At 60.5% G+C, this 12,121-nt stretch carries 10 protein-coding genes and 1 pseudogene; 5 read left to right on the top strand and 6 right to left on the bottom strand.

Going from position 1 to position 12,121, the window contains the following annotated elements; all coding sequences use genetic code 11:
- Positions 1-3: 3 nt before the first annotated feature.
- The 4 genes from K3551_RS19250 to K3551_RS19235 form a co-directional block, all read right to left on the bottom strand.
- Positions 4-1,152 (bottom strand): enolase C-terminal domain-like protein, encoded by a 1,149-nt coding sequence (locus K3551_RS19250; RefSeq protein ID WP_259920193.1) that lies wholly within the window; start codon positions 1,150-1,152, stop codon positions 4-6.
- Positions 1,149-2,006: a carbohydrate ABC transporter permease gene (locus tag K3551_RS19245; RefSeq protein ID WP_259920191.1), complete on the bottom strand. Its 858-nt coding sequence runs from the start codon at positions 2,004-2,006 to the stop codon at positions 1,149-1,151. Before K3551_RS19245 ends, K3551_RS19250 begins: the two co-directional genes overlap by 4 nt.
- Positions 2,003-2,884: a carbohydrate ABC transporter permease gene (locus K3551_RS19240; RefSeq protein ID WP_259920190.1), complete on the bottom strand. Its 882-nt coding sequence runs from the start codon at positions 2,882-2,884 to the stop codon at positions 2,003-2,005. Before K3551_RS19240 ends, K3551_RS19245 begins: the two co-directional genes overlap by 4 nt.
- Before the next feature lie 116 nt (positions 2,885-3,000).
- A complete protein-coding gene (locus K3551_RS19235; RefSeq protein WP_259920189.1) occupies positions 3,001-4,317 on the bottom strand; it encodes an ABC transporter substrate-binding protein in 1,317 nt (438 codons plus the stop codon).
- Between the two features lie 172 nt (positions 4,318-4,489).
- Between K3551_RS19235 and K3551_RS19230 the strand changes: the two genes are divergently transcribed.
- The 4 genes from K3551_RS19230 to K3551_RS19215 are packed head-to-tail and all read left to right on the top strand — an operon-like array spanning position 4,490 to position 8,262.
- Positions 4,490-5,509 (top strand): LacI family DNA-binding transcriptional regulator, encoded by a 1,020-nt coding sequence (locus K3551_RS19230; protein ID WP_259920188.1) that lies wholly within the window; start codon positions 4,490-4,492, stop codon positions 5,507-5,509.
- A 46-nt stretch (positions 5,510-5,555) separates the two neighbouring features.
- Positions 5,556-6,611, top strand: coding sequence for a Gfo/Idh/MocA family protein (locus K3551_RS19225; protein WP_259920186.1), 1,056 nt, complete (start codon positions 5,556-5,558; stop codon positions 6,609-6,611).
- Positions 6,608-7,348, top strand: a complete 741-nt coding sequence (locus K3551_RS19220; RefSeq protein ID WP_259920184.1) for an SDR family NAD(P)-dependent oxidoreductase — start codon at positions 6,608-6,610, stop codon at positions 7,346-7,348. Before K3551_RS19225 ends, K3551_RS19220 begins: the two co-directional genes overlap by 4 nt.
- Positions 7,345-8,262 (top strand): amidohydrolase, encoded by a 918-nt coding sequence (locus K3551_RS19215; protein ID WP_259920267.1) that lies wholly within the window; start codon positions 7,345-7,347, stop codon positions 8,260-8,262. The genes K3551_RS19220 and K3551_RS19215 overlap by 4 nt, the downstream gene beginning before the upstream one ends.
- Positions 8,263-8,421: 159 nt before the next feature.
- Here the strand turns inward: K3551_RS19215 and K3551_RS19210 are convergent, their stop codons facing one another.
- Positions 8,422-9,435, bottom strand: coding sequence for a calcium-binding protein (locus K3551_RS19210; RefSeq protein ID WP_259920265.1), 1,014 nt, complete (start codon positions 9,433-9,435; stop codon positions 8,422-8,424).
- A gap of 492 nt (positions 9,436-9,927) precedes the next feature.
- Between K3551_RS19210 and K3551_RS19205 the strand changes: the two are divergent.
- Positions 9,928-10,014 (top strand): annotated as a pseudogene (locus K3551_RS19205) (IS5/IS1182 family transposase); the annotation flags it as partial.
- A 9-nt stretch (positions 10,015-10,023) separates the two neighbouring features.
- Here the strand turns inward: K3551_RS19205 and K3551_RS19200 are convergent.
- The gene (locus K3551_RS19200) at positions 10,024-11,787 is read right to left on the bottom strand and encodes a BspA family leucine-rich repeat surface protein (protein ID WP_259920263.1); all 1,764 of its coding nucleotides are present in this window, start codon (positions 11,785-11,787) and stop codon (positions 10,024-10,026) included.
- Between the last annotated feature and the right edge of the window lie 334 nt (positions 11,788-12,121).

The following is a 12,121-nucleotide window of genomic DNA, read 5'->3' as shown; positions in this document are numbered from 1 at the left end:
CGGTCAGGCTCCTTGCAAGGTCGGGGAAGGAAAGGCGGACAGGGCCACCTCGGCGGGGCGATACCCGGCGGCATCGCGGGGCACGGGCGTTTGACCGGCCTGGATGTCGGGGTGGGGCGCAATCAGGCCGTACAACGGCGATTGCGCACCGCGATCGACGAATTCGACCAGCGCGTCGTCCTGGCGGGCGGCCGCGAGGGACAGCGACCAGGGCTGTTCGCAGGTGTTGTGCAGGATCACGGGCGTGTCGGTTTCCGCCGCCATGTCGAGGATCCGCAGCGCCTCTGTGATGCCACCGGCCCAGGCGACATCCGGTTGCAGGATGCCCGCGACGCCCGCGCGCATCAGTTCGGCGCAATCGGAACGAGAGAAGGCGAAGTTGCCAAGCGCCAGCGGCACGGACGGATCCATCCCGTCGCGCAGGCGGATCAGCCCGTCGATGTCGTTCGGCGGCAGCGGATCCTCCAGCCAGGCCAGCGGCAGATCGGCCATCGCTTCGGCAAAGCGCAGGGCATAGTCGGCGTCCCAGGCCATGAAGGCATCGATCATGATCGGTGTCTCGGGCCCCGCCGCCTTGGCGAAGCGGTGCATCAGCGCGACGTTTTCCGCCAGCCCTTCGGCCCCGGCTTCGGGTCCGTAGGGGGCGGCGGCCTTCAGCCCGGCCCAAGCCCCGCCCGCCAACGCGTCGGGTTGCGGGGTGGTGGCATAGGTGCGCAGGGTGTCGGTGCGGGCCCCGCCCAGCACATCGACCAGTGGGACGGCCGCGCGCTTGGCCCGCAGGTCCCACAGCGCGATGTCGACAGCCGCGACCGCCATCATCGCAAAGCCCGACCGGTCGTTGGGCAGCAGGGCCGCGACCATCTGATCCCACAGCAGGTCGATGTCCCCGGCGTCCTGCCCGTCGAGCAGCCGCGCCAGATGCGCGTTGAGGATCAACTCGACCACCTCGCCGCCGTTGGTGCAGGACCAGCCGGTCAGACCGTCCTCGGTCTCGATCCGCAGGAACACCTTCTTGGTGGGCCACATCCAGCTGGACCGTCGTTCGGCGAACTGCGGAAAGCGGGACATGGGCGAGGCCACGCGGGAGGTTTGCAGCGCCTGCTTCTGAAAGCCGCAATCGACGGCCCGCGCGGTGACGGCCAGGATCTTCATCCCTTGACCGCCCCTGCCAGCAGGCCCCGCGTGAAGTAGCGCTGCCCGAAGAAGAAGATCAGCATGATCGGCAGGGCCACGATGGTCGCGGCGGCTCCGACGAACTGGAATTCCAGGGTGAACAGCTCCACGAAGCTGGCCAGACCGATCGTCACCGTCTTGGTATCGTTGGATTCCAGCAGGATCGAGGCAAAGGCGAATTCGGACCAGGCCCCCACGAAGTGCCACATCGCGGCGGTGATCAGGGCGGGCGTTGCCAGGGGCAGCACCACCATGACCATGCTTTGCAGACGGGACGCCCCGTCCATCATCGCGCTTTCTTCCAGCTCGCGCGGGATTTCCCGCAAGGAGGACGCGATGATCCAGGTGGCGAAGGGCAGGCCGAAGGCGCTGTAGAGCAGTACGAGGCCAATCAGGCTGTCTTGCAAACCAAGCGCGTTCATCAACCGGTAGGTCGGCAGCAGCAGCGCCGCGCCCTGGAACATCCGGCTGATCAGGAGCCCGCCGAGGATCAGGTCGCGCCCCGGAAAGTTGAGCCGGGCGAAGGCATAGCCCGCCAGCGTGCCGAAGAAGACCACCAGGATCGTCGAGGTGATGGCGATGAAAAAGCTGTTGCCGATCAGTTGCGGCCAGTCGAGCAGCTGCCCCTTTTGGTGCGTGGGCGAGAACAGCGCCTTGTAGGCGTCCAGAGTCAGGGACTCGGGCCAGAAGGCGACCGGCAGGCTGGCCAGTTCCGACTGCGTCTTGAACGAGGCCAGGAACAGCCAGAAGATCGGGAACAGGACATAGAGGGCAATGACGAGGCCGATCAGGCTGAGCCCCGTCCAGTACCAGGTGCGTGACGTTTCGTTCATCGTGTCCCCTCCGACGCCCAGGAGCGACGATTGATGTAGAGATAGAGACCCACGATCGAAGCGAGCATGACGAGGTTGACCACCGACATGGCCGAGGCGACGCCCCAATTGAAGAACTCGAAGCTCTGCTGATAGATGTAGGTTGCCATGATCTGGCTGGCATTGGCCGGCCCGCCGCCCGTCATGATCCAGGGCAGGGCGAATTCCGCGGTGATCCAGATCATCGAGATGACCGTCACCGCCGTCAGCGAAAAGGCGATGTTCGGGATCACGACAAAGCGGAACCTCTCGAATGCCGTGGCCCCGTCCATGCGCGCCGCTTCCAGCTGTTCATCGGGTACGGAGCGGATGGCCGCGCAGAGGATCAGCGCCACAAGCGGCATCTTGCGCCAGACCAGAACCACCACCAGCATCCACATCACCAGATCCGGGTCCCCCATGAAGGAGATCGGCTCGTCGGTCAGGCCGGTCGAGGTCAGGGTCTGGCCGATGATGCCGACCTGGCCGTGCAGCATCCATTTCCAGGCCATGGCCGTCACCACATCCGGCAGGACCCATGGCAGAAGGATCAGGGCGCGCAGGCCGGTCGTCATCTTGGAGTCGATCGCGAGGAACGTGCCCACGGCCAGCCCCACGGAGACGCAGGCCAGGGTGCCGCCGACGATCCAGATCGCGGTGTTCTTCATCACCAGAAGGAACACCGGGTCGTTGATCAGCGCCCGGAAGTTTCCGAGTGTGCCAAAGCCCCGCTCTTGCCCCATGACCACCTGGGTCAGGCTGAGCGTGCCGACGTTGTAAGTTGGCCCGACGACGAAGGCGAGAACAGCCGCCACCACAGGCAATATCATGAAATACGCCAGAAGGCGGTCGTTTTGCATGGTCGTCGGGCCCCCTCGGGAGGTTGTTGTTCGGACGTTCGTGAATGCCGGAGGGGCTGGCAGGGCCCGCAAGGACCTCGGGAGGGTCCTTGCGAGCCTGCCATACGCCCCGCGGGTCAGCCGCGGATCAGGTCGATCTGCGTCTGGGCGGCTGCGGTGGCGTCATCGAGCGCCTGCTGCGGCGTCTTCTGACCAAGGATCGCTTCCTGGATCGCCGTGCCGAGCGCGGATTCAATGGCCGAGACACCGATGAAACGGGGCATCGGAGCCGCGCCTTCGAACAGGTTGCCTTCGTTGTAGGCCTTGACCCAGTTCGGCCAGACTTCGGCCAGCTCGCTGTTGTCCCAGGCGGCCTTGCCGGCGGGGATGCGCGCGACCTCGGGCTGACCGCCCCAGATTTCGAGCTGCTCGTTCTGCGACCAGAAGTCGAGATACTCGATCGCCGCTTCGGGGTTCTCGGACCGCGAGGACACCATCAGGATCGCAGTGGGATCCATGATCGCATTGACGGGCGCAAAGCTGCCGCTGGGCGCGTCGGGGCGCGGGAAGGGCACGCCCGTCCAGCGAACGTCTTCGGACACACCCCAGGGCGTGTTGAGCCAGGACAGACCGATCCACATGGCCGACCGCCCCTGACCGAACAGCTGCGCGGTGTCGCGGAAGAAGGTCTCGGTCAGCGAGGTCGCCGCGGGGGTAGACCCGTCGGCAATCAGGTCGATGTAAAGCTGCAGGGCATCGACGACACCCGGATCGTTCAGCGTGACCTTGCCGGTTTCCTCGTCGAAGATGCGTCCGCCGTTGGCATAGGCCAGACCCTCGAAGATGTTGATGTCGACGGGCGCCGTCGTGGCCGGGAAGGCGATACCGGGGCGGTCGGGCTTGGTCATGGCCTTGGCGTATTCGCGCAGCTCGGACCAGGTGGCGGGCGGGCGGTCGAAACCTGCCTCTTCCAGGGCGTCCAGGTTGACGGCCAGGAAGCTCGCCATGTCGACATAGGTGGGCACGCCATAGAGCTTGCCTTCGTGCATCCCGGAGGCCAGCACCTCGGGCACGATCCGCTCTTTCCAGCCTTCGATCTTGTCGGCGGCGATGTCGTCGAGGGGCTGGATCATGTCGAAGCCCGCGAATTCCGGGATGTCCTGCCCGAAAGCGATGATCACGTCAGCCAGGCGACGGGTCTGGAACCCGGCCAGGATCTTCTGACGGCGGATCTGGCCGTTGAAGTAGGAATAGTTGAGGTCGATGTCGGAATTCGCCGCCGCAAAGGCGTCATTGCGGAGCGCCCATTGCTCGACCTCGGTGGGGGTGCCGCCGAATTTCCATACGGACACGTCTCCGGCGGCCGCACGTGCGGGCATCGTCGGGGCGAGGGTTGCGGCGCCGACGGCCGCTGTGGTGCCGAGGAATCGGCGTCTGCTAATCGGGTCTGTCATGTCTTCCTCCCTAGAAAACAGGGTCGGTGACCCTGACATTCAGCAAATGATATACGAGTGTCATTGCTTATTGACGGACGTTAGTTGCAATGATACTCGTGTGTCAATTGTATTTTTGAAAACTTCTTGGCGTGCGGCGCCGAGGGGTGAAAACGACCAGAAAGGACGCCGGATGGGGACGAAGACCGGCAGAAAGGTAACGCTGAAGGATGTATCGCGGGCGGCTGGCCTGTCCTTGATCACCGTATCCCGCGCCTTGCGGCAGCCCGAGACCGTACGCGCCGACACGCGCGAGCGTATACAGCAGACCATCGCGGAACTGGGCTATGTGCCGAACCTGACGGCGCGGTCCCTGGTGTCCAAACGCTCCGACATGATCGGGGTCGTGGTGCCGATCCTGGCAAGTTCGCTTTTCTCCGATTTCACCCAAGGTGTGACCGGACAGCTGGATGCGCATGGCCTGCGGATGCTGCTTGCCGTCAGCAACTGGTCCCCCGCAGCAGAAGAGGCGGCGGTCCGGACCTTCATCGCCCGACAGGCCGACGCAATCATCCTGACCGGATTCTCGCATACGGACGCCACCCGCGCGATGCTGGCACGATATGACGGCCCGGTGGTTGAAGCCTGGAACATGTCCGACACGGTGATCGACAGCGCCGTCGGCTTCGACAACTACCGCGCCGCGGGCGACATGACCCGCTATCTGATCGACCGCGGCTACCGCGAGATCGTGATCGTGGGCGGGGCCGCGCAGAACAATGACCAGGCCGCGGACCGACTGCGGGGCTTTGAGGATGCCATGCGCGACGCCGGGCGGACCCTGGCGCCCGAGGCGATCATAGAATTCGAACACCCCGCGACGATCGAGGCGGGCGGGCCGGCGATCAAGGCGCTTCTGGCGCGCGAAACGCCCCCGGACGCGGTGTTCTTCCTGGCGGAACTGCCGGCGCAGGGGGCCATGTTGTGGTGCCTTTCCAACGGCGTGCGCGTTCCGCAGGACGTCGCCATCGCAGGCTTCGGGGACCTGAGCCTGTCGTCTCTGCTGCCGGTGACGATGACCACGGTGAACATCCCCGGTCGCACCATCGGCGAACGCGCCGCCGAGCTGGTGTTCGACCGGTTGCAGGGCAGCGAAGCCGAGCGTGAGGTTCACGACATCGGTTATTCATTGAAGATCAGGAACAGCACATGACCGAACCGACCCCTTTCTGCCAACCTCGCGCGCGGCGGGGCCAACCATGCTGAAGGCTGCCATCGTCGGGGCAGGGCATTTCGCCTACCGCATGCACATCCCGGTGCTGGCCGCCCGGCCCGAGGTCACGCTCGACAGCGTGTGCCGTCTTGGCCGTGCGGAGCTGGACCTGATCCGCGATGAATTCGGCTTTGCCTTCGCGACCGAGGACTGGCGCGAGATTCTCGACCGGGACATCGACATCGCGGTGATCGCCTCGCCACACAATCTGCACTACGAACAGGCGCGCGCCTTTCTCGAAAAGGGCTGTCACGTCCTGGTCGAAAAGCCGATGTGCCTTGACCCCGCAGAGGCCTGGGACCTGGTGCGCATCGCCGCCGAGTGCAAGCGCGAGTTGCTGGTGGCCTATGGCTGGAACTACAAGACGGGTCTCGACACCCTGCGCGACTTTACCGCGCGGATCGGAACGATCGAGCATGTCGTCTGCCACATGGCGTCCTTTACGCGGGGCATCTTTTCCGGTGGCGGGATGGAGCGGTGGAAGCACATCGCGATCCAGCCGGACCGCAGCACCTGGGAAGCGCCGGATCAGGGGGGCGGCTATGCCTATGGGCAACTGTCCCATGCCCTGGGCATCCTGTTCTGGGCCACCGACCTGCGCGTCGCCGAAGTTCGGTCCATGGCATTCCAGGCCCCGACCGACATCGACCTGCATGACGCCGCCGCCGTGCGGTTCACCAACGGGGCCACCGGGGTCCTGTCGGGCAGTTGCGGCGTGCCGAACGGCCACGGCTTCGAGGTGGATCTGCGTCTCTACGGCACCAAGGGTTCCGTCCTGCTGGACATCGAAACGGAGCGGATGGTTCTCAAGACCGAAGGTGGCGAGACGGAGGTCGCGCAGGTGTCCCCTGGCGACTGGACCTACAGCTGCGAGGGACCACCCAACCGGCTGGTCGACGTGGCCCTCGGGCGCGAAAGAAACGAAAGCGCCGGCGACATCGGCGCGCGCGCCGTCGAGACGCTGCACGCAGTGCTTCAATCGGCCAGCCAAGGCGGCCTGGCACATAGCATTTCTCTGGATTCAAGGGCAGACAAGGCATGACACAATTCGAAAACCAACTGGCGGTGGTCACCGGCGGCGCGCAGGGTATCGGGCGGGCCGTGGCAAACCGCCTAGCGGCAGGCGGGGCCCGCGTCGCCGTCTGGGATCGCGATGCCGCATTGGCGGAACAGGCCGCGCAGGAACTTGGCGGCGGGGCCACGGCCCACGGCGTCGACATCTCTGACTGGAACAGCGTGCAGGCCGCCGCCGAGGCGACCCTGGCCGCGGGCGATCCGATTTCCATCCTTGTGAACTCCGCCGGGATCGCGGGGGCGAACGCCCCCCTGGCCGAGTATCCGGTGGACGAATTCCGCGCCATCACCGAGGTCAACCTGCTGGGCACCTTCCACGTCAACCGTGCGGTCGTGCCTTCGATGACCGCGGCCGGTTACGGTCGCATCGTCAACATCGCCTCGGTCGCCGGCAAGGAAGGCAATCCCAACGCCTCGGCCTATTCGGCCTCCAAGGCGGCGGTCATCGGCCTGACGAAATCCCTGGGCAAAGAGCTGGCCAACCTCGACATCGCGGTGAACTGCGTCACGCCTGCTGCGGCACGCACGCGGATCTTCGACCAGATGAAGCAGGAACATATCGACTACATGTTGTCCAAGATTCCGCGGGGCCGCTTTCTGGAACTGGACGAGGCGGCGGCCATGATCGTCTGGCTGTGCTCGCGTGAGAACAGCTTTTCCACGGGGGCGGTCTTCGATCTGTCCGGTGGGCGTGCCACCTATTGACTGCTGGACTGCTTCAGGGCGTGCCGGTCATCGACGCGCACCATCACTTCTGGGAGCTGGCGCGGTTTCCCTATCACTGGCTGGCGCCCGATGCGCCAGCCGCCCGGTTCGGCGACAAGGCGGCGATCCGTCGCGACGTCCTGCCGCCGGACTATCTGGCGGAAACCGCCTCTGTCGATCTGGTCGGCAGCGTGCACGTCCAGGCCAATTGCGGCGCGGCCGATCCCGTCGACGAGACGCGGTGGCTGCACGAACTGGCCCGGACGACCGGCTGGCCATCTGCCATCGTGGCAGAGGTCGACCTGTCCGACCCTGGTGCCACGCGGTTGATCGATGACCACGCTGCCGCCAGCAATCGCCTGCGCGGTGTGCGCACGCCCGTCGCCTGGGACGCGGCGGGGCGTTGGCGCGTGGCGAATGCACCGCACCGCCTGGCGGACCCGGCGTTTCGGATCGCGGCGCGCCACCTCGCAGGCCTGGGCCTGGTCCTCGAAATGGTCGTGGTGCCCGCCCAGCTTTCCGAAGTGGCCGATCTGGCCGCCGCCCTGCCGGATCTGACGATCGTCATCAATCACTTCGCAACCCTTGAACCGGACCAACCTGGCAACGGGGGCCAATGGCGAGCGGGCATCGATCGGATCGCGGCCTGCGCGAACGTCACCGTAAAGGTGTCCGGCCTCTGGACCGCTGACCGGACCTGGACGCCCTCGGTCCTGACCCCTTACCTTTCGCATGCCTTGACGACGCTCGGCTCTGCGCGGCTGATGTATGGATCGAACCTGCCGGTCGAGGGTGTGAATTGCGGCTTCGACGATCAGATCGCCAGCTTGTCGCAAATCCTGGCCGGGCAGGGACAGCCGATCATCCGCGACCTCTTCCACGACACCGCACGGCGGATCTACCGGCTGCCCTGACTGTCGCGGGTTATGCAGGTTGTGTCGGGTCAGGCGGCAATGGACGTTGTTGTGGAACCCTGACCGAAATGGCTTTCTATGGCCAGTTCCGAGGGCGAGACGCAAGGGGGAAGCAAGCCTGATCTCATAAAATGCGATATATTTCCACGAGTAGATATTTTAAATCAAATCATAAATCATGTTGACGCCATCGTTATTAACCTGAACCAAAATATCCTCCTGTAGAGCGCCATCTACCAGTGCCCACATTACTTGACCTGTTGGCTTGTAGATAACGAACGCCTCAGCAACCTCAGAGGCACCGGCATTTCGCGTTTCGGCAAAGTTGACTTGAAAATCATCCCCCGTCGCTGTTACAATTCCAAAAAGCAACACATCAGCTTGACTGGCGTTATAATCCTGTATCCAATCTGTCCCATGCCCTGCAACACCGGCATGGAAAAAGCGATCGCCACCAGCTCCGCCATTATAACGGTCAAAGCCAAAACCACCGTTAATAAAATCAGACCCGAACCCTCCATAAATTAGGTCGGACAACGCTCCACCAGACAGCACATCGTCACCTTCATTTCCAATCACCCAGTCCGAACCGAATCCACCCTCAACGGAATCGTTTCCAAAACCACCGTGCAGCTCGTCATTTCCATATCCGCCGTGAATGGAGTCATTTCCATCGTCTCCATAAATCACATCACGTAAATCTGAATAGCCGGATCCACCAAGAATGAAATCATCCCCATTGCCACCAAACAAATAATCCGGTCCAAGCCCGCCATTCAACGTATCATTTCCACCGCCTCCACTAATCGTATCTGATCCAGAAAGAGAAAAAAGAAGGTCTGATCCGTTGGAGCCTGAAAGTGTATCCGAACCAGACAGTGCTAGATTTAGAAACCTGTTGGAGTCAAGGCTTACTATTGCCGCATATACCTGAGTTGCATCGATATTTATTTCTCGTACTGATACCTGTAATGCACCACCAACCCTACCCTCATAACCAGTGAGCACACCAGAAACAGTTCCGGTTGGGCTGTAAGAAAAATTCCCAAAATAGGAACTTGTCAGTGGACCAGCGGACACGACAATCTGACTTGAAGTGGCAGTATGAAGTTCTCCGTACGTAAAACCAATGGCGGACATATTTGTCTGTTGATAAAATGCAATCTGAGCCATGAGGCTATGTACTTCCTATTTTTTCGGTAAAACTGGTTGAGATATTTTGATGTCAATATCTGCGGGTGATTTCGCAAGCAGGTGGCTAGGCTGCGTTCTGAGCTGCTCCGGCTTTAGATTGTATCAGTTTTTTAGGACTAGCAAGGGTGTGCCGCAGAGAACTCCCTGAACTTGATTTATCTGTCGTCAGCGCATGTGTTTCTGAATAGTGAAATTTTCTATGGAAGGGTTTTTGCTTCTCGTGGCCACCGACGAAGTCGACAACGAAGACCCTTGGCGAGCAGGTAACTCCGGATCTCTTCCCCGGTCCTGGGCTTTGCTTTCTTGCGTGACATTCTGCGCGTGCATGAAAACGAGGCTCGCTTGTCATGCTTGGGAGAGTGTCGAAGGGAGCTACCCCTCTCTACTCTGCCGGGTGGCGAATTGCGAGGCTTCCGGCCCAAAGCCGCCGTTCAATATGCATCAGGGTTGCGGCGGTGCAGCACTCCAAAGAGGACTATAGCAACGCGCTATGACAGATCGCCAACCGTCTTCTTTTTGGCCATCGCTCTCGCCGCAACCGTCATCTTCTGGTTATGAGTCTTGAGACTAAACAAGCAAGTCAAAGTCCTGCCCACCTATTCGGATATTTAATTCGTCTTGGTCATCGCCATCCACAAGAGCCCACAGAATCTGCCCTGTTGGTCGGAAAATTACGAATGCTTCGTCCACAATGTTCGCGCCAGAATTTGCCGTTCTGGATACGTTGACTTGGAATTGATCGCGCGTTGCAGAACCGCCAAAGACCAAAACATCTCCTTCTCCAGCGTTGTAATCGTGTATCCATTCACTTCCGTGATGGCCGATACCAAGATGATAAAACCTGTCGGCTCCAGCGCCCCCAGTCAAAACATCAAAGCCATAACCGCCATTCAGGAAATCGTCGCCATCACCGCCCCACAGTACATCAGCATTGGCGTTGCCAGCCAGGATGTCGTTTCCGTCTTCGCCGCTTATGAAATCTTTTCCGGCATCACCGGAAACCCTGTCTTCGCCTGGCCCAGCATAAATCTGCTCGTCTCCGTCGCCGCCAAAAATTACATCTCCTGAATCTTGGAAAGGGTAAATTGTGTGCTCTCCGCCCCAAATATAGTCGTTGCCCGGGCCGCCCCAGATCGTGTCTTCGCCAGAACCGCCATATAAACGGTCAGGGCGCAGGCCACCCAAAATCCGGTCATCCCCGGCTTCTCCGAACACATAGTCGGCGCCTGAACCGGCGCGAATAATGTCGTCTCCGTCCCCCCCGTGCAATTCATCGCCATTCCCGGTTCCGGTAATGCTGTCGTGCCCTTCCAGCCCAAGAATCCTTGCGCGCACAGCCAACCGGGACAAGTCTATCGTGTCATCCTCCGGCGCAAGCCTGAATTCGCGCAACAGGTTAATCTCCCAGCCATAGGTTTCAGTCAAAATCGTATAGGCGCTTACGTCGCTGTAATATATACCGTAGCCACCGAACGAGATGCCTGTCGGTATACGGGTTTCGCCAGCGTCAAGTCTGGCCCAGCCAGCCAAGGTTGCATCTATGTTCTCTGTACTCATCTCAGAGTGGGACAGCATTTGTGTCATGTCGACAACGGATGAAATGTCCCAGCTTCCAAGGCTTTGATTGAAACGCCCGTCACCAGATTCGCCACCTTGAAAAAACATGTAAGACATGTCTGTGACATTGCTGGTGTCCCAGCCGCCGATATCCTGATTGAAACTCGTTGCAGTATCGAACATATGGGACATATCCGTCACTTCGCTCGTGTTCCAGCCGCTGATATTCTGGTCAAAGTCGTAAGCACTGAAAAACAAATTCGCCATATTGGTAACCCGGCTGGTATCCCAATTGCCGACATCTTGGTTGAACCGGTAAGCGTGATTGAACATGTCCCTCATGTCCGTCACATTGCCGGTGTCCCAGTCACCAAGCTGACCATTAAAATGCCAGGCATCTTGGAACATGTTTTCCATGTTAGAGACATTGCTGGTATTCCAGCTGGAAATGTCCTGGTTAAAACGCCACGAGTGATTGAACATTCCGACCATGTTGCTCACCGCTTCAGTGTTCCAGCTGCTGATGTCCTGATTAAAGTTATCGGCAGCAGCGAACATCCTGGACATGTCCGTCACATTTCCAGTGTCCCAACCAGTTAAATCCGGTTCATATCCCGGCACATTAAATGGCGCTAAAACATCAATTTTATAATTGTTTTCAAACATACGGGCCATAGATGTGACATGGCTGGTATCCCAATCCGTAAGTTCATTCGGAACAAGAACAGATCCCTGAAAAAGACCGCTCAAATCAGTTGGTAAGGAAGGTGACATAGCTTTTCCTGAAATCAATGCTAAAAACCAAAAAACGTGAGCGATACCTAAGCCATGATCGCTATCTTAATTCATACTTTCTGTGGGGCCGGGCTTTATTCAACCTGATTCTGAATACCCCGGCTGACGTCAACCGTCGAGGGTGTTCAACAGAAATTGTATCATCTGGGTCCCCGCTGACCTGAACGCTGGAATTGGAGGCGCGTGACGCAGCCAAGCTCAAGCGCCTGCCGGCGGACACGTAGCTGGTGGCGATAAGAACTGACCCTTTTTGCTGGCCGCGCGATCTGGGCAACAAGCCGCAAGAAGCGTCGATTGGCATCAAGGTCCGGTT

The organism is Jannaschia sp. M317 (genome assembly GCF_025141175.1).
Taxonomy (GTDB): Bacteria; Pseudomonadota; Alphaproteobacteria; order Rhodobacterales; family Rhodobacteraceae; genus Jannaschia.
Note: the sequence above shows the minus strand (reverse complement) of the source record. Positions and strands in the feature narration are given on the sequence as shown.